The following is a 25,272-nucleotide window of genomic DNA, read 5'->3' on the forward strand; positions in this document are numbered from 1 at the left end:
AGCTCACTCCTTAACTCATTTGTATTAATTTAACAAATCTATTTTTAATTTATATTATTTTTGTCTATATAATGTTGTATCTTCTTAAAAACTCCTCATCTTTTATAATATCTTCATATATGCCATCCTTAGCTATTCTATGCTCATCAGAAAATACAATGGCCCTATTAAATACACCTTCTATGTATTCAAAATCATGAGTAGCACAAATTATTGTTTTTCCACTTTTATTTAGAGCAATTAGTAGCTCTCTTAAAAATCTTTTTCCTTTCGGATCTATTCCATTCATTGGCTCGTCTAGAGTTATCACTTCTGGGTTCATAGCTAAAACACTTGCTATGGCAACCCTCTTCTTTTCTCCACCGCTTAGATTATAAGGATGTTCTTCCTTCAACCTATCTATATTAAGTAAATTTAGGCAGTCACTTACCCTTTTATTAATTTCCGACTCTGGTAACCCCATTTGCAAAAGGCCAAAAGCTATTTCCTCAAATACAGTTGAGCAAAAAAGCTGAGTATCTGAATTTTGAAAAACAAATCCAACCTTTTTATGAAATAACTTTAAGTTTTTATTATCTTTTAATAAATCTTCATTTATTTCAGTATTATCAAATACATATTTCCCACCGTTTGGAAAAATAATTGCATTTAGCAATTTTAAAAAAGTTGATTTACCACTTCCATTTGGTCCTATAATAGCTATAGATTCACCTTCTTCTATATTTACATTAACATTATCAAGAGCTATTTTATTTTTGTATGTGAATGAAATATTCTCTAATTTTATCATTAATAATTTCTCCTTAATCTGTTTAGTTCGTATGATTAGAAAAATATAAAAATTTCATATGAAATATGATAATATGTTTACTTATGATCTTTTAGAATATCCCTAATTTCAAACACATAAATAAACTAATTAGAAACATATTTACAAATAGATAAATATAATCTACTTTTTTAAAATTCAAGTTAGCCTTCGTAACGTATTCTCCTACAAAACACCTGCACTCCATAGCCTGAAACATCTCTTCACTCATTTTATATGACTTTATAAACAAATTCCCCATAATCCCTGTAAGTGAAGTATATTTATTCTTAGTTATCCCAACTGATCTTAATCTGAGTGCATATAGTAAGTTAATTGAATATTCACCAAGCAGTACAATATATTTTATTGTTATATCCATAATCCATATGAACATGTCTGGTATAAACAGTAACTTTAGCGACTTACTTATTTCACTCCATTTAGTGCTATGAGATAACAAATTCATTAATAATATAGTTATTATTAATTTTTGAAAGATCAATAAGCTATTATATACATTTCCATATAACATAGATGGTATTAATGCTATTAATGTTACTAAAGGAAATGTAAGACTTCTTAAAAATATTCTTTTTCTTGCTCTCTCTTCCATAAGAAAAAGGTTAATAAAAGCATATATATCTAAAATCAATAAATATATAAGGCTTCTTGATAAAGATATACATATTATAATTATTATAGTACTTATAACTTTTAATGTAGGATTTATTGAATAAACTAATTTATCTTGATTTTTGTTTTGTCTAATAATTGATATTATCTTAATTATCGAGAAAATACTCTTTTGAATATATAGATTTTTTTCTTCCTTCGGGATGTAATCATCTTTTACTGAAAGCCAATCTGGAACCATTTAATCTCCTTTTCTCCAATATCTAGCCTGTAAAACTCTCATCTTCATTAAATAGTGAGAGATGACAGTGCACTACTCTAGATAAGTTCAACTAAGCTCCATTAGAAAATTAAAAACTTCCTATGAAACTAAACTTTACTTTATGTTTCTCTTCAAATTTATCTTTCCTAAAACTTTAAAAATAATTAAAATTATTGTTACTCCAATTATAGCTGATAAGATATACCCTAAATACTCCTTAAGAAATCCAAAACTGTAATCTGGAATTGGGGAATTAAATTGAAATCCTTCTTCCATTCCCTTTGGAACAAATCCTACAAGATTGCTTATTTCTTCTGCTCCCCATTCTCCCCAAGCAGTTCCTTTTGCTAAAAGTCCTATAGGAGTAGCTAGAATAAGAATTCCTATTATAATATATAGGTATTTAATTTTGCTTATCTTTCCTTGATACAAAACCTCTGGTGATGCCTTTTTTATATAACTATAAGCACCCACAGTTATTATCCCCTCTAAAATTCCAACAATCAATAAATGAGGAATCATCATTGCTGGAATAGATACAGCTAGTCCATAAGGGCTATATAATGGAAGACCTGAAATATCTTTAAAAAGTAATGGCTGAACGCCGAACTCAATTGCCGCAAATAAAGCTGCAATATTAACAGAAATATAGCCTCCTAAAAAAGCTCCTATATATTCTCCATTATTATTTTTAAACAGCCTTTTTATAAGTTTAAATAGATAAAATGCTGTGAATGGCATTATAAATGCCATGTTAAAACAATTCACACCTAAAGCTAAGATACCCCCATCTCCAAAAAATAGCGCTTGAATTGCAAGGGCTATTGTAACTGCAAAAACTGCTGAGTAAGGTCCAAGCAAAACAGCAATAAGGGCACCACCTATAGCATGTCCTGTTGTCCCTCCAGGCAGAGGTACATTAAACATCATAACCAAAAATGAAAAAGCAGCAGCCACGCCAAGAAGAGGCATCTTCTGCCTTGTTATCTCATTCTTTACTTTCATGCTTGCTCTTTTCCATACAGGCAGCATTACAATCCCAAATGTAGCACAAGTTGAAGGACTTAGATAATTATCAGGTATATGCATTATGATCTTCCCCCTTATAAATAAAATACTTTTCTTACAACATTTTATGGTAAAATTCTAAAGAATATATATTCTTTAGAATTTTACCATAATGGAATATATGTTCTAAAAACTTTGATTCATTGAAATTTTTATTAAATTATTAGATGCCACAAAACAAATAATCTTAAAAATAATGAATTTTACTGTTTAGAAGTTATTGTTTCAATTGTAATGTTTTATTTCTATGCAAATATTGTTTTAACATTTTTTAATTCTTCACGAATCTTGATTGCTTGAGGGCAATGACTTTCACACTTACCACATTCAACACATTTATCTGCCCTTTCTGATGATGCTACTCCATTATATCTTTCCTTAAGTTCTTTTTCTGTTGCTGGAGTAACAAATATATTATACTCATTATATACTGTAAAATTCTTAGGAATATTTACACCTGCTGGACATGGCATGCAATACTCACAAGCTGTACAATTAACTTTTATTCTTTCTTTAAATGCCTTTTTAACATTATCCATTATTTCTAGCTCTTTTTCTGTTAGTGAATTTGGTAAAGCTTCACCTGCCACTCTAATATTTTCAGTAACATTATCCATTACATTCATACCACTTAACACTACAGATACCTCTGGATGATTCCATACCCATCTTAGTGCCCACTCAGCGGGAGATCTCTTAATTTCTGCTTTATTAAATGCATCAGTAACTACATCTGGAAGGTTTCTAACTATTTTTCCACCTCTAAGCGGTTCCATGATAACAACTCCAAGACCTCTATCTGCTGCATATTTTAATCCTTCAGTTCCAGCTTGGAAATCTTCATCTAAATAGTTATATTGGATTTGACAGAATGACCAATCATAATAATCCACTATTTCTTTAAAAACTTCTAGCTTGTCATGAAATGAGAATCCTGCATATCTTATTCTTCCATCTTTAATTGCTGAATTTAAAAATTCATCTATTCCTAACTTCTTTAAGTTTTCCCAAGAGCCTTTATTTAAAGCATGAACTAAATAGAAATCTATTCTATCTGTTTGCAAGCGCTCTAATTGTTCATTTAAATATTTATCCATATCCTCTCTAGTTTTAATTGCCCAACTAGGAAGTTTTGTAGCTAAATTGACCTTTTCTCTATATCCATCTTTTAAAGCCCTGCCTACAAATGGTTCACTTTCTCCTCCGCTTCCCATTCCTGTTCCATGATAAGGGTATGCAGTATCAATATAGTTAACCCCTTCATCAATTGCGTGACGAATCATTTTTGTAGCTTTTTCTTCATCAATTTTAGTAGTATCTCCATCAATAATAGGTAACCTCATACAACCAAAGCCTAGAACTGAAACCTTTTCATTTATCTTTCCAAGCGCTCTATATAACAAAATAATTCCTCCTTAAAATAGATAATTTATATAATACATTGTTATATATATATTTTACATCTTATAGTTAACTCTAAGTCAACATATTTTGGGAAAATAAATCCTAAAATGAAAAAGTAACTTCTTGTTTGCAATGATAAATTCACTGTTCTAAAATTTAAAAGTAACTTTTATTTACAATACCAAATTTATCATTCATAACTTTTATATTAGACAACTTTCTGATACAATTTTACAAACGCATATTCTTAGAGTATACTCTAAGTTGTAAAATGCATCATATAGCTTAAAGGAGGGTAATATTATGGGATACAGTATTGCTGAAGTTTCTGAAAAAACACATTTAACTCCACATACTCTTAGGTATTATGAAAAAGAAGGACTACTTCCATTTGTGGATCGTAGTGAGTCAGGCAATAGAGATTTTAAGGAAAAAGATTTAGAATGGCTTGAGCTTATTTGTTGTTTAAAAAATACAGGTATGCCTATAAAGCAAATCAAAGAATACATTCAGTTATGTCTTAGGGGTGATAATACCATTGATATTCGTAGAGAAATATTTATAAAACACCGTGAAGAAGTTATTAGCCAAATAGCTGAATTACAAAAGAATCTTGATAAAATCAATTACAAAATTAATTTTTATAATTGCGCCTGCAAAAAGACTGTATAACTAATATAATACAAAACTTGTATTTATATAATAAATAATAGGTAAAATTTTAGTGGAGAATTATATAATTAATATTAATCATATAATTCTCCACTAAATCATGTATTCTTAAATTATAAATTTACTTTTTATTTGGTTCTTTGTATTCCACACCTTTTGTATCAACAGTTATTGATGTAATCACAACATCTTTTTTTGGTGCATCAGCAGAATTAGTTTCTACATTTTGAATTTTATCTACTATATCTAATCCTGAAATTACTTTTCCAAAAGCAGCATATTCTCCATCAAGATTTGGAGCATCTCCTGACATTATAAAAAATTGACTTCCTGCACTATTAGGATCTTGTGCTCTTGCCATTGATAGTACTCCTTTTGTATGTTTTAAACTGTTTGCAAAACCATTAGACGTAAATTCACCTTTAATTGAATAACCTGGCCCTCCAGTTCCATTCCCTTCAGGATCTCCTCCTTGAATCATAAAGCCTTTAATTACTCTATGGAATTTTAAATTATTATAAAAACCTTTGTTTGATAAATATATAAAGTTGTTAACAGTATTTGGAGCAATTTCTGGATATAATTCAGCTTGAATTTCTCCAAATCCTTCTACTTTTATAGTAGCTATTGGCAGGTCCTTACTATTTCCTGCTGAAGTTGCCTCATTGCTTTCACTTGTTTTAGAGGAATTATCTACTTCCCCTTTTCCATTGCTAGCATTTTTATTTCCGCAACCTACCAATAAAAATATTCCCATTATGATTGTTATAAAAACAAAACTTTTCTTCTTCGTAATCCTCATAACTTTTTCCACCTTTTATGTATATTTTAACAGCTTAAGTATATCATAATTCTCTATATTACTTAATATTTTATTATAGAAGTAATATTGCTATATTATTATTTTTTATTCATCATGCAATTTGATTAGTAAAATTGTCCTATACACAGTATATGATTTTATTAATAAATACTTTTTAATTTTCGTATAGACCCTTTAATAATTTTATCTCCCCTGCATATCCGTCAAGTTCATTTGGTGTCTCAAGGAAAAATGGTAAATTACATAACATTGGATGATTAATAATATTCTTAATTCCCTCTAATCCAATAGAACCTTCTCCTATTTTTTGATGCCTGTCTTTATGACTTCCAAATGGATTCATACTATCATTTAAATGTATTGCACATAATTTATCTAAGCCAATTATCTTATCAAATTGTTCTACTATTTCATCTAAATTATTAACAATATCGTACCCTGCATCATAAACATGACACGTGTCAAGACAAACACCTACCTTGTGTGATAATTCTACATTATTTAAAATCTCTTTCAATTCATCAAACGTACGTCCAATTTCGGTGCCCTTTCCTGCCATTGTTTCAAGCAATACAGTAGTTGTTTGTTCCGGTTTAAGCACTGCGTTTAGCATATCTGAAATATATTTAATTCCAATCTCTACGCCTTGCTTAACATGACTTCCTGGATGAAAGTTATAAAGGTTATTAGGAATATACTCCATCCTCTCTAAATCATCCTTCATTACCTCTACTGCAAACTTTCTTGTGTTCTCATCTGCAGAACAAGCATTTAACGTATATGGCGCATGACCTAATATTTTAGAGAAATTATTTTCTTCTACTAACTTTAAAAATCCTTTTATATCTGTTTCATCTATAGCCTTTGCTTTGCTCCCTCTTGGATTTCTAGTAAAAAATTGAAATGTATTTCCGCCTATGCTAATAGCCTCTTCTCCCATATTCTTAAATCCTTTTGAAGCCGATAAATGGCAACCTATCTTTAACATTGTATTTCCTCCTAGCATCTTATGTACTGTAATATATCTTAATAATATTATTTTAATTAATATCTGTACTTTTGCCTATATAATATTTTTATATTCCATGAAATTTAAATATTATAAATATGTTTATACAATTGAGTAGGATGAAAATAATTAGCACTATCAAACATCATTGTTGACTTTGACCAATTAACACGCCCCAATGCGAGGCACACAAAATAAGATAGGCCTAATCCTATCACATAGCCTACCTCGAAAAATTGTTTATATTATAATATTGGTTTTGCACTTTTACTTACTATTCTCATCTCCATTTTTTATTTAGAAATCACTATATATATTCTAGATATGATTCACTATCATTTTTACTTATACATATGTTAGCATTACTATATCTCTTCTATTGCTAACAGCCTAGGATTACTTCCCTCTTGTATTTTGATATATACTTTTGCCATCTTCATTTGTAAATCTTTTATTACTGTTTTTACTCTGCATATAAAATAATAATCTTCAATTCCATTTGTAATTACTGCGACAGGATTAAACTTCCATCCCTTTATTCCATCTAGTGCTTTTCTTAGCATTTGTTTATCTTCTATTGTAATTTTATCCTTAACCTTTAATTCTTCAATTTCTCTTAACATAAATATCAAACTCCCTTCCCTATAAATATACTATTATTCTTTCTTGTCAGTTCTTTGTCAAATATATTAATCATTTCTTAATATATTGTTAAAAGAAAATAACGAGGGTCTGCCTCATCAACTACTTGATACCCCTCTTTTTCTAAAGAATCCTTTAAAGTAACTCTCATAAATCTAGCATCATCACAAATTAAAATTTTTTTATCCATTTTATTTTCCTCCTATTCATTTCAAATAGGCAAATACTTGCAACTGACTGCCATCCTTTCAAAAGGAAAAGGTCCTCTAGCTTTGCGTCACAGTTTTTAAATGCGAAGAATTATCTATTACTATTTAGAATTATTTGAAGTTAGCCTTCATATAATTAAAAGAAACCTCTTGAATGTTATTTGTTTCTCATTTAGTTACTCTCCATTCATAGTCTTTTTTTGTTTTAACCTATTCACTAGCCCCTTAACTTTAGGGGCTCTTTTTGTTTCAAGATAAATTAATACTTATTTATCTTAAAATATGTTAAAAAATAAATCTTCTGACTATATGAATCCACAGTCAGAAGATTTTTAATTAATTATATTCAGAAAAATCCCTTAGTACTTAATAAAGCATAATTTTACAACCACTATCCAAATCCACCATTCCGCTTATCTTCGCTTAGCTAAAAAGTTATGATTAACTATATTGCTTGTAAGCTTTTCCTACTAATCATAAGCCATAACGCTATTCCTATCAGACATGATAATCCCTCTGTAGCTGTCATAGCCCAAATAACACCATTAACAGCAAATAGTAAGTTTCCTACAATCAGAATAGGGACAAATAAAACACCCCTCACAGCGGCCATAATATTTGATTTCACACCATCACCTTGAGCTTGAAAAACTCCAGTAAAAAATTCACATAGGGCAGCAAAAACAGTTGAGGAAAGTTGAGCTATAAGGGTTATTTGACCAATGGCAATAACATTAGGATCAATACTGAAAATGCCAATAATCTGTAACCTGAGTGCAAATAGAACTGCTCCTAAAGTTAATGTTAAACCAAGCATATACAATATAGTTTTCTTAACAATTTCCATAAGACGCTTTTGATTATTTGCAGAGTAAGCAAATGCAATTAGTGGTACAACTCCCATTGCAAGGCCCATACCAATACAATCTACAATTTGGACAACTCTTTGTGCAATTCCAAATCCCGCCACAACACTATCTCCATAAATCATAGAATAATTATTGAAAAGAAGACTTATGATTACAAAAAATCCACTCATTAATAAGGCTGAAACTCCAACCTTAAAAATTTCACCATAAATTTCTTTACTTGGTTTAAAGTCCTTGATTGATAAACTCTGAACAGTACTCTTCTTTTGCAAATAATATATAAAATAGAAAACGGAAACTATATTACCGCAAACAGAGGCTAGTGCTGATCCCATAACATTCATATTAAGAACGAAAATAAAAAAAGGATTAAGTATTATATTAATTATAATACCACCTATAGTACCAGTCATAGAAATAGTTGATGCTCCCTCCGCACGTACAGCTGCGTCAAGCGCCATATTAACGATAATAACTGGAGCCCCAATAACAAGTACTATAACAAAATTTCTTGTATATTGTAGTGTTTCACCACTTGCTCCTAAAAGCGGCAAGATAGGAGATAATAAAGGTAGACATATCATCGTAAAAATAATTCCCATGAAAATTGATGACCAAAAGTTAATAGAACTAACTCTTTTGGTAATGTGTGTATTGCCCTCACCTAAAAGTCTCGATATATATGTTCCTGAGCCCACTCCAAACATTTGACCAATTGCCATTAATACTAATGAAAATGGTAATGCCAGTATCACTGCCGCCATCATTGCAGTATTATTAAGTTTACCAACAAAAAAAGCATCGATGATATTATATACAACTGACGCGATGCTACTTAGTATCATAGGAATAGCCATGTGTATTATTGCTTTAGACACAGGTGCTTTTTCAAGATAGTATAGCGATTTTTGATCCATATTTTCTGTGTTTTCCATATAAAAAAACTCCTTTCGCATTGTATTAAATAATAAAATTTGCCTTAACAATAATATTCTTTCTAAAGCCCGTTTAGCTTCTACAAAACATAGTATATGCCCGCAATTTAAACTGCACTTAAATGGAATTTAAACGCAATGTAAACAAAAAGAAAAACCACAGTCTATTAATCCAGACTGTGGTTATAAAGATGTCAATCCTCCTTGAGTTGGTAACTGGAGAAGGCTGGATGAACTTTGACTCTCATGGGCATCTCACTTAGAAGGTCGATGACCTGATCATGACCCTTTTCAAGATTCGGGTTTGAGAAGTGACGCTTGAAGGATTCCTCGTCCTTGTAGAACTCAAAAGCCCATAAGGTATCTGGATCGTCATCCGCTCTACATAGTATCCAATCTACAGGCCCATCTGGATCACCGTTGTAATGAAGGTTATTGGTAAGTTCAAATAAAGCATCACCTTTTCCAGGCTTTGCATGCATCTTTAGCACGGTGCCAGGTTGGCTTGGATCAATCATCATATGTTTTCCTTTTGTTTCAATCATGTTATACCTCCAAATAATATTATTTCCAAACGCTGTTTAGTTTCTACAAAAATATTATATAGCTGCTATTTAAACTAAACTTAAATGGAACTTAAACTCAATGTAAACAAAAAATCACAGTCTGTTAATTCAGACTGTGATAATGAGCATATTTAGCTTCTATTTGGGCATTATCAAAAAATAACAAGTCAATCTGCCTGAATATTAGGACTTATTATTTTCTTTCATATACCTTAGGCAGCCAAATAATAAATTCTGTACCTTTTCCAATTTCACTTGTAAGAGATATTTTCCCTCCATGTAAGTCAATGATCTTTTTTACTATTGAAAGTCCAAGTCCGTTTCCACCCAAAGAACGATTACGAGCTTTATCTGCTTTATAAAACCTCTCGAAAATTCGCGGTTGATCTTCCGATGAAATACCTATACCTGTATCAGATATTTTACATTCAATTCCGTTTTCATTGCTTAATAAGTTAACACCTATATTTCCATTCTCTGGTGTAAACTTAATCGCATTATTAAGCAGATTTATAAATACCTGACTTAATAAATCTTCATCTCCACATATTATAGCTTCATCAAGATAAACATCGAGTGTTATATTTTTTGCCGACCACTGTGGCTCTAACATAAGTAAAACACTTTCAATTTGCTTGTTTATTTGATAGTTTTTTGAGTTTAAATTATTGTCTTCTGATTCCAAATTAGATAATCTTAATAGATTTTCGCTTAATTTTGATAATCTTTTACTCTCAGCTTCTATTATATTGGCATAGTGTAATATTTGGCTTTCACTTAAATTTCCTTTTTTAAGCAGTGCTGCAAACCCTGAGATAGAGGTTAACGGTGACTGTATTTCATGTGACACATCTGATATAAAATCTTGGCGCAGCTTTTCTAAAGACCCAAGCTCTTTTGCCATTCTGTTAACATTATCTGCTACCTCATTAAAAGGATCGAGTTCATTTGTTCTAACAAGCACATTGAAATCACCAGACGATATTTTGTTCATGGCTTCAACAGCTCCGCTTAATATTGGAAAATGTGAAAGATCAAATCTTTTATGTTTATTAGCGAAGTGCCAGTGCATATATATAAATGATTTCCAACCTAGAAAATATATCACAGCAGAAGCTAAACTTTGAACAATAAATATTATATGCAAAGTAATACTTTCTAATTTACCGAAAATAAATATGCAAATATAATATCCACTAGTAAGACCAAGTAATGTTGTAATAAAAATCAGCATTAGTGAAAAAAAATACCTGTTTCTCATTACTTTACTTCCTCCAATCTGTATCCAAGTCCCCGAATTGTAGTAATTTTGAACTTGTAAATATCAGACCGAAATCTCTCTCTAAGACGATTTATATGAACATCAAGAGTTCGTTCGTTTCCTTCAAAATCAAGGCCCCAAATCTCTTCTATGAGTCTGTCACGAGAAATGGTTTTACCAGGATAACTTCCAAGCATGAATAAGAGTTCAAATTCCTTCATGGGTATATCACATTGTTCATTATTATTAATAACTGTATAACTACTTTTATCCATGACTAAATTACCAATATTAATAATCTGTGAAGCAGCTACTTTATAGCGTCTCAAAAGTGCTTTTATTCGAACAAGTAGCTCATCAATCTCAAATGGTTTTGTTAAGTAATCATCTGCACCAAGTTCAAAGCCCTTTACTTTTTGGGCAAGCTCGCTTTTAGCGGTCAGCATTAAAATTGGCATATCCTCATAATATCTACGTGCTTGCTTACAAAATTCATAGCCATCCATTTGAGGCATCATAATATCAAGTACACAAAGATCAATTTTTTCCTCCCCGAGTTTTTCTAATGCATCCCTTCCATTTACAGCTTCAGCTACAGAAAATCCTTCATTTTTTAATACTGTGCAAATAAGCTCTCGGATATAATCATCATCATCTATAACTAAAATTTTATTCAAATCCATCACCATCCTCTTTTGAGCATAGACCATCAATGTAAATACAATATAAATTGGTCTGTTTTTCTGGTTTACTCTTTTCATTGAAAATTATGGCATCATGCGGGTATTTTTTGATATTAAATTACCACCCATCTAAAACAATGGGTGGCATATATGTGGCAAATACCTTTTATATAAGATTCTTAAACATGAACCCTTATTTCTTAATTAGTTTAACTACAGTTTCAGCGTGAGGCGTATTAGGGAACATATCCTTCACCTTAGTTTTAATAACTTTATATCCCTTTTCCGTAAGAACTCTAAGATCATTAACTAATGTCTTTGGATTGCATGAAACATATATTATCTCTGGTGCATTGAACTTAATTACATAATCCAAAGCCTTAGGATGCACCCCAGTTCTTGGCGGATCTAGTATTATTATATCCGGCTTAGCTTTTACTGTTTTTATTATTTCTGCTACATCACCAGCTATAAATTCACAATTATTTAATCCATTTAATTTAGCATTTTCTCTTGCAGCTTCAACTGCTTCTTCAATAAGTTCTATTCCTATTACTTTCTTTGCATTTGGAGCTACTATTTGCCCTATTGTTCCTGTACCACAATAGAGATCAAATACAATTTTTTCTTCACTATCTCCCATAAACTCTTTAACAATAGAATATAGGCTTTCTGCACCTTTTGTATTGGTTTGAAAGAATGAAAATGGAGAAATATTAAATTGTAATCCTAGTAGCGTTTCTCTAATGTAATCTTTTCCAAATAAAACATTTACCTTTTCTGGTATTACCGCATCTGATTTCGAATTATTTTCAGTATGGATTATAGATACTAAATTTCCTTTATAACTTTGTTCTCTTAGCAATTTAACATATTCGCTTAAATCAAAGTCTATCTGAGTAGTAGTAACTAAATTAACTAATATCTCACCAGTATTTTGAGCTTTTCTTATCACTAAATGTCTTAAAAAGCCTTCAGCTTTCATTATTCTATAATAAGGTAAATCTGTCCCTCTAAAGTAATCAGCAGTCAATCTAATAATTTTTCTATAATCCTCATCAACAAGTTTACATTCATCTACAGTTAATATTCCAAAAGATTTTCCTCTCATATGCATGCCTAGCGAAAGTGGTTCTCCCTTAGCTTCATCTCCAAATGTGAACTCCATCTTATTTCTATATTCCCATTGGTTAGGGCTTCCTAGAATTCCTAGATACTCCCCCGTATCAACATTGGCTTCTCTGAATAGTTCTTTAACTTCTTCACCTAAGAATTCTAATTGCTTTTCATATGGTATACTTTGTGATGAACATCCTCCACATACCCCAAAATGAGAACATGGAGTTTCAATCTCATAATCAGCTCTTTCATCTACACTTATTAATTTTAACTCTGCGTAATCTTCTTTTTTCCTTTTTACTCTACCTGTAACTGTTTGACCCGGAAAAGCATTCTTAACATATATAGTCTTATCTTCTGCATAACCTATCCCTGTCGACGGAAATTGTAACTTTTCTATTTTAACGCTTAAATCGCTTCCTTTTTTCATTATCTACTCCTAAGTACTTATATTTTAAGATTTTATCTCTAATAAAAATTAAGAATATAAAAAGTAATTTTTATATTCTTTAAATTATAATAGTAAATTCAGTTTATAAATTAATTGATATTTAATATCTTTTTTCCAAAAGTATTTTCTAGTTTACTCTTTTCCATTATTGGGGCATAAATACAATTTATAATAAAATATATTATTCCTCCTGCTAAAATTATAGATCCATTATCTCTTACGAACATGTATCCACATAATTTTAAAATTATATCACATAATAGCACCAATAAAGATGAACCAGCAATCATTAGTAACTGATCAAGTGCGTTAGCTAATACAATTTTAGAAGAAGATTGTTTATCTGATTTTTCATCGCTAGTTATTAAGCTCTCAACCTCTTTATTAACATTGCTATCTGTTTCCTCTTCAGTATCCGAAATGCTCTTAATTTCGTTTTCTTCCACTTCATCGTTTATTTCATTTTCATTTAAGTTATCTTTTTCCAAAAAATTTTCCCCCTTGTAATCTACTTCATACTCATTTCACCATCAGCAAATTTGTATTTCTTTGTAGATAATTTATATATTATACACGTTTTGGTAGCTAAAATTTCTTCCTTTAAGCCATCAATTGTGTTATTAATCTGAACTTGATTTTCTCCACTTTTTAGCTTATCAATTATTTGTTTATTTATGTCTGAATAGTCTCTACCTTCTTGATCTGTAAATGCTTCTATGTACTTTTTAAAAGATGTCTTTCCTAAATCAAAATTATTATTTTTTATCGCATTCTCACCATCAAAATTTAAGCTCAACTTTAGACTTATATCACCAGTCTCTAAATTATCGCCATATGTCTTCATTCCAAAATACATACTTTCAATTTTATTTACTTCTGGCTTTTCATTGTCAAAATATATGGAATTATCATCTATAGGTCCATCCTTTTCTTTTCTAGTTTTCTCGTCTTTTGTATATTTTACCCCTAATTCCTTGGTTATATTCTCCATCTTTGATAATTTTTCTTTAAATAACTTTTGCGTTTGATCTAATGTATAATTTTTTGCCCATTTTCCCTCTAAATTATCATCATTAGAATTCGTGCTACTTTCCGTCGCTGTGTCCGTTTTCTTTGTTGAACTATCTGTAGCATTTTTACACCCAGCTAATGATGCTGCAACTATTATGCTCATAAGTATACTTATAACCTTTTTAGACATTAAATTTTCCCCCTTATTAAATAGATGTTATTTTTATGTCTAACTAATATACAGCAAATGAATAATATAATTTTATCATCAATGTATTACAACTATGTGTCAGTACTATACTTTTTATTTACCTAAATAACATTATGTTATCTTTTCTAAATTGCGTTTACATTCATTTAATATAATTAGTTTTTATATACCAATGTTTATTATATATTTTTTTACTCTTTGATGCAATTATTATAACGTTAACAAGCATTAATGTAATATATTTGTAAGTTGTTTAAGTTTCAATCTGTTCTTTTATTCGCTCAAACATATTATCTCCTATTCCAGACACATTTTTTATTTCCTCAATTGATTTAAATCCACCATTTTTCTCTCTATATTCAATTATACTTTTTGCTTTTGAATCACCTATACCGCTTAATGTTTTTAATTGATCTAACGTTGCATTATTTATATTAATCTTTTTTTCTAAACTATCTTTATTACTAGAATTTGAATTTATAGTTTGTGTTTCCTTGCTTTCATCATTTTTATTCGAGATATAAATCAATTCATGATCTTGCAATTTTTTCGCTCTGTTTATATTACTTAAATCTGCATTTTCAGTAAGTCCACCAGACATGTCTATAAGATCCTTTACTATGGAGTTTTCATTCATTGTATAAACATCTGGCTTTCTTACTTCTCCTTTTATTTCTACAACTATGTTTTTATTTTTTGCTGTAACTATTTGCTCCTTACTATTCTTACTATTTAATTTATTATTATTTCCAGTATTAGCAGGCTTATCACTTGATACATCAGAATCAATATTATCATCTACAAAAATACTTTCGGTATCATTTTTCTTTAATTCTTTAAACCCAGATTTCACATATAATCCTATAAGTATGATTACCACAATAAATAACATACTTAATATGCCAAGCTTTTTCTTATCCTTTAATAACTCTTGTACCACTTCTTCTTCTCCTTTATATTTCTCTTTAGATATTATTTCCACTTTTTTATTATTTAGACTGTTATTGGAATCTATTTGAACTTTGTATAGCATAAATTGCTTTTTTTTGATAAAATGTATTTTGAGTATAATTAAAAATATTTGATATAAGTATGGAGAATTTTATGAAAAGAATTTTTAAAACATTTAATATATTATTCTTGTTTTTATTTTGCTTTGCCTATACTAATGTACAAGCAGAAACACAACCTCCCCAGATTAATGCTGAAGGTTGCGCTTTAATTGATGCATCTACTGGCCAGGTGTTATATGGGAAAAATGAAGAGAAAGTTTTAGAACCTGCTTCAACTACTAAAGTAATGACTGCAATTATAACTTTAGAAAAGTGCAAACTAGATGATGAGGTGACAGTTCAAGAAGATTTCACAAAAATAGATGGTACCGCTGTTGGTTTATTAAAAGGTGATGTAGTAACTGTTCGCGATTTGCTTTTAGGGCTTCTTTTGGAATCAGGAAACGATTGTGCAAATGCTTTGGCTGATCACATATCAGGAAATACAGAAGCATTTTCCAAACTTATGAATGAAAAAGCAAAAGAACTGGGCGCTTTACACACAAACTTTAAAAATCCAAGTGGATTGCCAGATCCTGAACATACAACTACTGCTCACGATTTAGCGTTATTTTTAAGAGAAGCTATCAACAATAAAGATTATGTTCAACTATCTACTACCCCAAATTACACAATAACACTTAAAAATAATCCTTCAAAGACTATTGTACTTAACAATAAAAATTATATGATAAATAAGAATTCTAGATATTATTACCCTTTTGCTCTTTGCGGTAAAAATGGCTATACAACAAAATCAAATCATACTTACGTAGCTGCTGCTGAAAAGAACGGACATGTTCTTGTAGCCTCATTTTTAAATGCACTTGATAAAGATCAAAACTTTCATGATATGCAATCAGTCTTAAATTACGGCTTTGATAATTATTCTTTAGTTCATCTTTATAAAAAAGGTGATGAAGTTTCACAATACAAAATAAATAACAACCTTACAATACCTGTTATGGCCTCAAAAGATATTGATTATGATGTTCCTAACGGCCAAGAAAATTCAGTGTCTTCTGAAATAAAAATACAGGATCAGGATTTAAGTAAACAATCATTTAATGAAGGTGATAACATACTAAAAGGTACCGTTTATGTTAATGATAAAGAATATACAACTATGGATTTAGCTGCTGGAACATCTAGAAAGTATGAATTTCCTCTTTCTATTAATTCATTATCAAACAATTCAAATTCACAACTTTATATAGGTTCTGTCGCTATTGTATTAGCAGGAGTATTCGGATTAAGAAAACTTATAAATGTAAAATTAAAGAAATAAAAATAAAGGAAGTCATTTGTTGCTTCCTTTATTTTTTTATTCATATATATCAACTATAACATTTACTTTTTAGTTAAATACCCGCAAGCTTTTAAATATTCAGCAGATAAAACACCACCACCTGCCGCACCTCTTAATGTGTTATGAGAAAGGCACACAAATTTATAATCAAATATCTTATCTTCTCTTAACCTTCCCATTGTTATTCCCATTCCATTTTCGTAATCCCTATCCAAATTAGTTTGAGGTCTATTTTCCTCTGTAAAATACTTTAAGAACTTTTTAGGTGCACTTGGGAGATTTAATACAACTTCAGGTGCCTCAAAATTATTCCATAAATTTATTATTTCTTCTTTTGAAGGTTTTTTCTTAAAACTAACATAAACTGCTGCTAAATGGCCATTCGTTACAGGAACTCTTATGCATTGTGTTGTAATGACAGGATTTTTAGCATTTACTATTCTAGTACCTTCTATTCCCCCCCATATCTTCAATGGTTCATTTTCACTTTTTTCCTCTTCCCCACCTATAAATGGAATGACATTATCTAATATCTCAGGGCATTCCTTAAATGTCTTACCTGCTCCAGAAATCGCTTGATAAGTGCATGCAAGGATTGTTTGTGGTTCATATTCCATAAGTGCATTTATAGGCGGTACGTAGCTTTGAATTGAGCAATTAGGTTTCACTGCTATAAATCCTCTTTTAGTTCCCAAACGTTTTTTTTGACTTTCAATAATATTAGCATGCACACCATTAATTTCTGGAATGAGAACTGGTACATCCTCTACATTTCTATTAGCTGAATTATTTGAAATAACTGGAGTTTCATGTCTTGCATAATCTTCTTCAAGCAATTTAGTTTGTTCCTTATTTAAAGAAATTGCACAAAATACAAAGTCAACCATTCTAGATATTTCTTCTACTTCAAAGGCATCCTTAACTATCATATTTTTATATTTTTCAGGTAATGGTGTAGTCATTTTCCACCTGTCACCAACAGCTTCTTTATAAGTTATACCAGCTGAATTTTTACTAGCAGCAAGTACAGATACTTCAAACCATGGATGATTTTCTAAAAGACATACGAAACGCTGCCCTACCATACCTGTAGCTCCTATTATTCCAACTTTCAATTTATTACTCATTACCAACACCTCTTAAAATTTAATTTTGCCTATCTTTTATAAATATGATATCATTTATACATATATTAGTAAAATTGATAATTTCTATTACTTTAATCAATATTTTTGATGGAGATGATTTTGTGGACTTTAAACAGCTTAATGCTTTCTTAACAATAAGCAAACTTCAAAGTTTCACTAAAGCTGCTGATGCTTTGGGTTATGCGCAATCCAGCATAACAACTCAAATTAAACTATTAGAAAGTGAACTAGAGGTAAAACTTTTTGATAGAATTGGTAAAAATGTAACCCTAACACATGAGGGAAAAAAGCTTTTACCGTACGCAAAGCAAATGTTGAAACTTTCAAGTGATATTAAAAATACAGTTTTTAGCAAGGAAACTCCAAGCGGAACTTTAACTATCGGAGCTGCCGAATCCTTATGCGTATTAAGATTACCAGAAATACTTAAAGAATATAAAAAACTTTATCCTGATGTTGAAGTTTCTCTGAAATTCGGAAGTTGTGCCGACTTTAGATATTTTTTAACTGATAATATTATTGATGTAGCATTTTCATTAGGAGTTAAAATTGATTCAGAAGAATTTGTATCTGAAATAGAAATTTCAGAGCCTATGCTACTTTTAGCGTATCCCGGACATCCACTTGTTAACAAAGAATCAGTATTTCCTAAAGATATTGAAGGCGAGTCTCTTATACTAACAGAAATTGGTTGCAGTTATAGAGCTGCTTTGGAAAATATCTTGAGCGGTTGCAATATAAAACCAAATGTAGGTTTAGAAACAGGAAGTGTGCAGGCTATTAAACAGTTTACTATGAGCAGGCTTGGAATTACTCTGCTTCCAAAGGTTGCTGTAGAAGATGAGATAAATAGCGGAAATCTCATTCCCTTAAATTGGGTTGGTCCTGATTTCGGAATAATTTCTCAGGTACTTTACCATAAGGATAAATGGATTTCCCCAGCACTAAGAGAATTTCTTAAACTCTCACGAGATTTCATGCAACCTTATCTAAAATAAGAAATCTCACCACTGAATTGTGAATATTAAACAAAATTATTTGTATGCAATTTATGAAGGCAGTCTATTAAAAATACACTGCCTTTAAATTTCACCTTATTACCTCATTATATTTTTCTTTAACCTACTGTTGCCTTTATGAGCATTTTCAATAAATTACAAAAGCTTAAACCAAAACTTTACTCCCAAATTTGTATTTTCTACTCCAAACTCAATATTATGCAGCTGGAATATATTTTTTACTATCGCTAGTCCAATTCCTGTTCTTCTTTGACTTCTAACTCTTGAATTATCTCCTCTATAGAATATGTCCCATATTAAATTTATTTTATCTTTTGGAATATGCTCACCTTCATTTTCAATATTAAAAATCTGATTCTTTAATGTTATATTTATCTCTTTATTTTCTTCAGTGTGGTATATAGCATTAGAAAGTAAATTATTTATAACCCTCTCTATAAGCGCATAATCAGCATTAATATAATATTCTTTATCAGTTAAATAATTTATATGCAGGCTCCTATCATTAAATAGCTTTTCATTTTTCTTTAAAATCACTTCTACAAGGCTGTTTATGCAAAATTCTTCTTTTCTAAGTTCATAAGCCTTAGCTTCCATCTTAGATAGATCAAGCATTTCTAACACTATTTTATCCATCTTATAAGTTTCATCTATTATTACATCAAGATAATAATCTCTTTTATCTTCAGCTATTTTTTCTTTAAGACCTTCCCCATATGTCCGTATAATTCCTAGAGGAGTTTTCAATTCATGAGCTATAGCGCTTGTGAGTTCTCTTCTGTTTTTTTCTAAAACCACTTGCTTTTCATATGTTTTATATAAACCTTTTGACAAGATGATTACCACTGCAATAACGATACTGAATGAAACTATATATAATGGTATAGCCTTTGGAAGTACGTCCTCCCACGGATAATAATCTGCCTGTAAATTTATATAATACTTATGGTCATTTATATTCAATGTATTAATATAATCATAATTAATTTTTCCAAATGCTTTATTTATGTTATTACGTGCATATATATACCCATTTTCATCCATTATGCTTCTTATTTCTTCTTCCTTATATTTCTTAAAATTGTTGTACCTTCGAAAAATTTTCTTATATAAATAATTATTATTATTAGAACTATAAGTATCACTATTATAATGAATTTCCCAATTAGGATCAAAATTATCAGCTATATTTATTTTTCTTAATCCATCTACCCCTTCAACATTGAAATTATATGTTTTAATTTTCTCTCCTCTTTCTATACCTTCATCTGGATTAACTGGTCCATCTAGTGTACTTTCATAGATTTCTAATACTTCTGGTATTATTTCATTTCCATTAGCATATCCTTGTACTTTAATAAAATATTCTTTAGATTTGCTTTTTTGATTGTAAACCTTAAAAACTTCTATCTGTTGATCTTCTGATAAATACTTATCTAAATCAATATATCTATTTACATTGCAATGATCTGTCTTTGATTTTTCAGATTCATCTTCAGTTATTACCAACATATTTCTAGATTTAGCTATCACATTAAAATTTTCATCATATAAATCAGCTTTTGAAAACATCTCTTTGCTAAAAGCTGATGTAAAATAAGAAATTTCACTATTTAAACTTGTTAAATAATTTATATCCTTATTCAATGAATTGGTATCATCTTCCCAATATCCTTTTCTTCCATCTGATAATCTTTCATATTCATTATCGAGCACATCCCTAGATATCCTCTCTTGTAAAACACTCTCCATATTATCAAACTTAGCATTATTCTCGTCTACTTTAGCTTTATAATATATTGCAGTAAACACAATTGCAGCAATAAAGTAAAATGTTAAAAACGTAGCTGCTGTTTTTAAAAATATACTTTTAAATGCGGTTTTCGCTTTCATCATTTCTCACCTCAAATTTATACCCAACTTTCATAATCGTGTGTAAGTGGTACGCGCCTTCACCTAAAGCTTTCCTAAGCTTTTTTATATGAGTATCAAGCACCCTGTCATTTCCATCGAAATCATATCCCCAAAACTTAATTAATAGCTGCTCTCTTTCTATAATCCTATTTTTATTTGCAATGAAATAATAAAGTAAATCCTACTCCATCTTAGGAAGAGAAATCTCTTCATTATTTATATATACTTTATGTGTCTTACAATCTACACAAATCTCATCTACGCAAAGCCTATCCTCTGCTATTATTCCTTTCGCTCTTTTAATCAAGGAAATACATTTAGCATATAATACTTTTAATGAAAATGGCTTAGTAATATAGTCATCAGCTCCTAATTTATATCCATAAAGATTATCTTCCTCATCACTTTTAGCTGTAATGAAAATTATGGGTATATCACTATTATTAATTGAACCTCGAACTTTATCTTTACGAATTTTCTCACATACAGAAAACCCATCAAGTTTTGGCATCATAATATCTAATAAAACTAGATCGAAGCTCTTATTTTCTAATATTTCCAAAGCCCCTATTCCATCACTGGCACAAACCACCTCACATTCTTTTATTTCAAAATAATCTTTGATAATTTCCTGCATTCTTTTTTCATCTTCAACTAATAGAACCTTATAATTCAATCTATCTCCCCTCCTCATAACCATAATAATAATGTCATGTGTACTCCTTATGTCTTTTTCTTATATTTTAACTAAGTCCATATTAGCTACTCTTATTTAAATATTATAGGCAATAATAAAAGCTCAAACAATTAACGAAAAATTGCTGAGCTTTAAATATGTTCAACTATCTATACCATATATTTCTAAAAAATATTCACTAAAAATTTGTGCCTAGAAGCACTATTCTAAAATCCAACTAGGAAGATACCTTACTTTAAGACTTTCAATTTACTAATTAATTCTTTCATATCATCCGGAAGGTCCGCTCTTAATGAAAGTATTTCACCACTTCTTGGAGATTTAAAATTTAATCCATAAGCATGAAGTGCTTGCCTTTTGATCAAATCCATTTCCTCATCACCAAAGCCATATAAAGTATCTCCATAAATAGGATGTCCAAGGCTGCTTAAATGAACTCTGATTTGGTGAGTTCTTCCAGTTTCTAATTTACATTCAATTAAACTAGAATTCTTAAATTCCTCGATAACTTCATAATGAGTTATACTTCTCTGTCCTCTTTCATCAATTATTCTTTTTATTCCATTTTCGATACCTTCTGGCTTGTAAATAGGAAAGTCAATTGTTCCTTGCTTTTCTTTCATAACTCCATGGACTATTGCTAAATATTTTTTCCCAACTTTATTTTCACTCATTTCTTTTGATAACATTCCATGAGAAAACTGATTCTTTGCAATTATAATGAGACCAGAAGTATTCATATCTAATCTTGAAACCAGTCTAACAATGCAATTTTGATCGCTTTCCATAAAGTAATTTATTACTCCATTAGCAAGAGTGCCACTTTGATAACTTTTAGTTGGATGAACCACCATAAAAGGTTTCTTGTTAACTACTAAAATATCTTCATCTTCATAAACTATATCTATATCCATTTTTTCTGGCGCTATATCCTGGCTTTCATCTTTAGCCAAATCAATCTTTATAATTTCTCCCTCATTTAGAACTCTATTCATTTTTACAACTTCATCATTAACAAATATTCTTTTACCAAGAGATGCACTTCTAATTAACCTTGTTGATAAGCCAAGTTCCACTTTCAAATATTCTCTTATTTTAGTGCCCTTCTCTATGTTAACAACGTGTTTTTCTAAAATACTCATATAATTTATCTTCTCCTCATATAGTATAATTTAGGAATATGTAAAATTGATGATGCACAATAACGATAATACTCCTTCTAATATCTTTGTATTTTTACTAACCATACATATCTATTAAGTTTATGTGCATCACTATACTAGAAATAAGTAACATATTATGTGGAGTGTTTCATTGAAATTTAGGTGGTAATGATTCTTGACTAGAAGTTGTTCCAAAATGCTAGTTCAAAGATTACCTTTGAGGCTAGCATTTTGGGCATAACTTCTAGTCTCAGAATCATCCATCTAAATTTCAGAGAAACCGGAACATAATATGTTACTTATTTCGTTGAGCCACCACACAACTTTAAATTCACTTTACTTACCAAAGGTTTCAAAATCCTTACCTAAAATTATAATCACATCATAATCTTTATATTCTTTCTTGTTCTCTTTTTCATAATTTTCTTTTATATTTAAATCCTGTTTAATAGTCTTTAATTTATCAGCATCATTAGTAAGTATTTCACTTTTATCACTAAGTTCAGTATTGCCAGTATCAATCTTTGTATACCCAGCACTATTTAATTCCTTTGCTACTTTTGACGCTAATCCATTAATCTTTGTAGCATTTAACACCTTGATTCTTATATCATCTTTTGCTGCTCCTTCTGTTGATTTATTAGATGTAGAAGATGAAGTAAGTGATGATAATATGTCTTTATTTTCATTTTTATCAACTATTAAAAATGACTCTCCATTTATGGTTTTCGGTGTTCCACTTACAGTTGCCATTGTTACATTTTCCTTTTTTATACCAATAAATTTCAGTCCATATCCTAAAATATCAGTTGGCGACAGATTGGTTTCTACATTATCTCCTAATGCTGTCATTATCTTAGGTGCTTTAAATATTATAAAAGGACTTGTACATTTTTCAATAACCTTCGAAATAAATTTTTGTTGATTTTCTATTCTATCTAAATCTCCATTAGCAAGTCCACTTCCGTCATTATTTTTTCTCCACCTAAAAAATTCTTCTGCTTTCTTACCATCTAGAGTTACAGTTTCACCAGCTTTAAAATTTATATGAAGATTCTGACCTTCATCATCATAAATCATATTTCTATCGATCTTCATTTCAATTCCTCCGATAGCATCAATGATTTCACGAAAAGCATTATAATCAACTTTAACTATATAATTTATATTTATATTCAGTAAATTTTCAACTTCTGACTTTATCTTTGGATATCCACCTATTGCATAAGCTGAATTTATTTTAACATTTCTATCATTTACACTTATCAATGTATCTCTTGGAACAGATACAATACGAATACTTTTGGTTTGAGGATTGTAATTAGCTACAATTATTGTATCTGTTCTTTTTATTGATTGATTCTCTACCTGCTTTGGATCTCCTACATCCATACCAAGTAATAAGATATTTACTGGCTGGCTGAATGATACACTTGCACTGCTTGGCATTGACTTACTCTCAACCTTCATTAAAGCGTAAATTCCGGACACCATTGATACTATAACAAAAGTTATTATAAGAGATATAATACCTAAAACTAACTTCTCAAATACTGTTGTAGAATCATTGCTTCTTTTAAAGATTTTTGAGAATGCTGTATCTCTCTTTTTATTAGCTTTCCTTCTCATGTACCCACCTCTTATAAATTTTGTTTACTTAATATACCTTAAGTAACTATATAATCTAATTAAAATCACTCTTCTTAATAATACTTATAATTTAAATCCATGGTCAAATAGAAAATAATTTCGTGCCTTTATAGTGTTTTCATCAATTAATAAGTTTTTAACTAATAGTATTTTTATGCTACTGGTTAAACCAAAATAAACTCCTTTATCCAAACTTTCAAATGTAGCTCTTCTTATCTCATCAACTCCGTCAAAATTTCTGCCAGGTTCTATCATATCTGCTATATAAATAATTTTTGTTAAAATGGACATGTCCTCTTTACCTGTAGTATGCCATCTTATGGCATCCAGTATTTCATCATCATCAATTCCAAGTTTGCCTTTAGCCTCTATCGGCGCAACGATGCTATGCCATAAATTCATATTCTTTTCTTCTATGTCAGAAATAATAACATTATTTTCTTTCATTATTTCCCTCATTCTGTCTATAGATAAATTTTTAGCAACATCATGTGCAAGTCCTGCAATTTCAGCTTTTTTTTCTGAAACCCCATTTAATTTTGCTAACCTCTTCGCTGTGTCCGAAACTCCTAAAGTATGCATATAACGCTTTTCTAATAAATTTGATTTAAGATATAAATTCATTTCTTCTATGGATAACAAAATTATTTCCTCCTAAAATTAAATATATTTCTAAACAAG

25 protein-coding genes and 1 pseudogene are annotated in these 25,272 nt (G+C 30.0%); 3 read left to right on the plus strand and 23 right to left on the minus strand.

The window, feature by feature from the left end; genetic code table 11:
• Nucleotides 1-64 precede the first annotated feature (64 nt).
• The 4 genes from T483_RS0107060 to T483_RS0107075 all read right to left on the minus strand — a co-directional run bounded on the left by T483_RS0107060 (nt 65) and on the right by T483_RS0107075 (nt 4,177).
• Nucleotides 65-790 (minus strand): energy-coupling factor ABC transporter ATP-binding protein, encoded by a 726-nt coding sequence (locus T483_RS0107060; RefSeq protein ID WP_026886223.1) that lies wholly within the window; start codon nt 788-790, stop codon nt 65-67.
• A gap of 91 nt (nt 791-881) precedes the next feature.
• Nucleotides 882-1,685, minus strand: coding sequence for an energy-coupling factor transporter transmembrane component T family protein (locus T483_RS0107065; RefSeq protein WP_026886224.1), 804 nt, complete (start codon nt 1,683-1,685; stop codon nt 882-884).
• A gap of 135 nt (nt 1,686-1,820) precedes the next feature.
• Nucleotides 1,821-2,795, minus strand: a complete 975-nt coding sequence (gene cbiM, locus T483_RS0107070; RefSeq protein WP_026886225.1) for a cobalt transporter CbiM — start codon at nt 2,793-2,795, stop codon at nt 1,821-1,823.
• A 224-nt stretch (nt 2,796-3,019) separates the two neighbouring features.
• A complete protein-coding gene (locus T483_RS0107075; RefSeq protein WP_026886226.1) occupies nt 3,020-4,177 on the minus strand; it encodes an aldo/keto reductase in 1,158 nt (385 codons plus the stop codon).
• 304 nt (nt 4,178-4,481) lie between these two features.
• On the opposite strand from T483_RS0107075, the gene T483_RS0107080 reads away from it, so the two are divergent.
• Complete coding sequence (locus tag T483_RS0107080) at nt 4,482-4,850, plus strand: MerR family transcriptional regulator (RefSeq protein WP_026886227.1); 369 nt, start codon at nt 4,482-4,484, stop codon at nt 4,848-4,850.
• Nucleotides 4,851-4,971: 121 nt separating this feature from the next.
• Here T483_RS0107080 and T483_RS0107085 read toward each other — a convergent pair whose 3' ends face one another.
• The 12 genes from T483_RS0107085 to T483_RS0107140 form a co-directional block, all read right to left on the minus strand.
• Nucleotides 4,972-5,652: a peptidylprolyl isomerase gene (locus T483_RS0107085; RefSeq protein ID WP_026886228.1), complete on the minus strand. Its 681-nt coding sequence runs from the start codon at nt 5,650-5,652 to the stop codon at nt 4,972-4,974.
• Nucleotides 5,653-5,827: 175 nt separating this feature from the next.
• Nucleotides 5,828-6,661 (minus strand): deoxyribonuclease IV, encoded by an 834-nt coding sequence (locus T483_RS0107090; RefSeq protein ID WP_026886229.1) that lies wholly within the window; start codon nt 6,659-6,661, stop codon nt 5,828-5,830.
• 386 nt (nt 6,662-7,047) lie between these two features.
• Nucleotides 7,048-7,305: a hypothetical protein gene (locus T483_RS0107095; RefSeq protein ID WP_026886230.1), complete on the minus strand. Its 258-nt coding sequence runs from the start codon at nt 7,303-7,305 to the stop codon at nt 7,048-7,050.
• Nucleotides 7,306-7,382: 77 nt separating this feature from the next.
• Complete coding sequence (locus tag T483_RS30410; protein WP_431603144.1) at nt 7,383-7,514, minus strand: hypothetical protein; 132 nt, start codon at nt 7,512-7,514, stop codon at nt 7,383-7,385.
• A gap of 464 nt (nt 7,515-7,978) precedes the next feature.
• A complete protein-coding gene (locus T483_RS0107105; protein ID WP_026886231.1) occupies nt 7,979-9,337 on the minus strand; it encodes an MATE family efflux transporter in 1,359 nt (452 codons plus the stop codon).
• 194 nt (nt 9,338-9,531) lie between these two features.
• Nucleotides 9,532-9,882, minus strand: a complete 351-nt coding sequence (locus tag T483_RS0107110) for a putative quinol monooxygenase (RefSeq protein ID WP_080696938.1) — start codon at nt 9,880-9,882, stop codon at nt 9,532-9,534.
• 214 nt (nt 9,883-10,096) lie between these two features.
• Nucleotides 10,097-11,164 (minus strand): sensor histidine kinase, encoded by a 1,068-nt coding sequence (locus tag T483_RS0107115; RefSeq protein ID WP_026886233.1) that lies wholly within the window; start codon nt 11,162-11,164, stop codon nt 10,097-10,099.
• Entirely contained in the window at nt 11,164-11,841 is a 678-nt protein-coding gene (locus tag T483_RS0107120; protein WP_026886234.1) for a response regulator transcription factor, read from the minus strand. Before T483_RS0107120 ends, T483_RS0107115 begins: the two co-directional genes overlap by 1 nt.
• Nucleotides 11,842-12,040: 199 nt before the next feature.
• A complete protein-coding gene (gene rlmD / locus T483_RS0107125; RefSeq protein WP_026886235.1) occupies nt 12,041-13,396 on the minus strand; it encodes a 23S rRNA (uracil(1939)-C(5))-methyltransferase RlmD in 1,356 nt (451 codons plus the stop codon).
• Between the two features lie 110 nt (nt 13,397-13,506).
• Nucleotides 13,507-13,905, minus strand: coding sequence for an RDD family protein (locus tag T483_RS0107130; RefSeq protein WP_026886236.1), 399 nt, complete (start codon nt 13,903-13,905; stop codon nt 13,507-13,509).
• A gap of 20 nt (nt 13,906-13,925) precedes the next feature.
• On the minus strand, nt 13,926-14,618 hold the full coding sequence (locus tag T483_RS0107135) for a hypothetical protein (protein WP_026886237.1): 693 nt from the start codon (nt 14,616-14,618) through the stop codon (nt 13,926-13,928).
• A gap of 274 nt (nt 14,619-14,892) precedes the next feature.
• Entirely contained in the window at nt 14,893-15,579 is a 687-nt protein-coding gene (locus tag T483_RS0107140) for a helix-hairpin-helix domain-containing protein (RefSeq protein WP_026886238.1), read from the minus strand.
• Between the two features lie 164 nt (nt 15,580-15,743).
• Here T483_RS0107140 and T483_RS0107145 point away from each other — a divergent pair, with 164 nt between their 5' ends.
• Complete coding sequence (locus T483_RS0107145) at nt 15,744-16,979, plus strand: D-alanyl-D-alanine carboxypeptidase family protein (protein ID WP_026886239.1); 1,236 nt, start codon at nt 15,744-15,746, stop codon at nt 16,977-16,979.
• Nucleotides 16,980-17,041: 62 nt separating this feature from the next.
• Here the strand turns inward: T483_RS0107145 and asd are convergent, their stop codons facing one another.
• Nucleotides 17,042-18,127 (minus strand): aspartate-semialdehyde dehydrogenase, encoded by a 1,086-nt coding sequence (gene asd, locus T483_RS0107150; RefSeq protein ID WP_026886240.1) that lies wholly within the window; start codon nt 18,125-18,127, stop codon nt 17,042-17,044.
• A 122-nt stretch (nt 18,128-18,249) separates the two neighbouring features.
• Here asd and T483_RS0107155 point away from each other — a divergent pair, with 122 nt between their 5' ends.
• Nucleotides 18,250-19,146 carry a LysR family transcriptional regulator gene (locus T483_RS0107155; RefSeq protein WP_026886241.1) on the plus strand — a complete coding sequence of 299 codons (897 nt, stop codon included), beginning with the start codon at nt 18,250-18,252 and terminating at the stop codon, nt 19,144-19,146.
• Nucleotides 19,147-19,302: 156 nt separating this feature from the next.
• On the opposite strand, the gene T483_RS0107160 is transcribed toward T483_RS0107155, so the two are convergent.
• The 6 genes and pseudogenes from T483_RS0107160 to yqeK form a co-directional block, all read right to left on the minus strand.
• On the minus strand, nt 19,303-21,063 hold the full coding sequence (locus T483_RS0107160; protein WP_242841816.1) for a sensor histidine kinase: 1,761 nt from the start codon (nt 21,061-21,063) through the stop codon (nt 19,303-19,305).
• Nucleotides 21,038-21,250 (minus strand): annotated as a pseudogene (locus T483_RS32590) (winged helix-turn-helix domain-containing protein); the annotation flags it as partial. The gene T483_RS0107160 and the pseudogene T483_RS32590, both read right to left, overlap by 26 nt.
• A 12-nt stretch (nt 21,251-21,262) precedes the next feature.
• Complete coding sequence (locus tag T483_RS28815; RefSeq protein ID WP_347460304.1) at nt 21,263-21,757, minus strand: response regulator transcription factor; 495 nt, start codon at nt 21,755-21,757, stop codon at nt 21,263-21,265.
• A gap of 251 nt (nt 21,758-22,008) precedes the next feature.
• Complete coding sequence (locus T483_RS0107170; RefSeq protein ID WP_026886243.1) at nt 22,009-22,920, minus strand: RluA family pseudouridine synthase; 912 nt, start codon at nt 22,918-22,920, stop codon at nt 22,009-22,011.
• Nucleotides 22,921-23,277: 357 nt separating this feature from the next.
• On the minus strand, nt 23,278-24,570 hold the full coding sequence (locus T483_RS0107175) for an LCP family protein (RefSeq protein WP_026886244.1): 1,293 nt from the start codon (nt 24,568-24,570) through the stop codon (nt 23,278-23,280).
• An 84-nt stretch (nt 24,571-24,654) separates the two neighbouring features.
• Nucleotides 24,655-25,233 (minus strand): bis(5'-nucleosyl)-tetraphosphatase (symmetrical) YqeK, encoded by a 579-nt coding sequence (gene yqeK / locus T483_RS0107180; RefSeq protein ID WP_026886245.1) that lies wholly within the window; start codon nt 25,231-25,233, stop codon nt 24,655-24,657.
• Nucleotides 25,234-25,272: the final 39 nt, after the last annotated feature.

The sequence above is a fragment of the Clostridium beijerinckii HUN142 genome, from assembly GCF_000621745.1.
Taxonomy (GTDB): domain Bacteria; phylum Bacillota; class Clostridia; order Clostridiales; family Clostridiaceae; genus Clostridium; species Clostridium beijerinckii_A.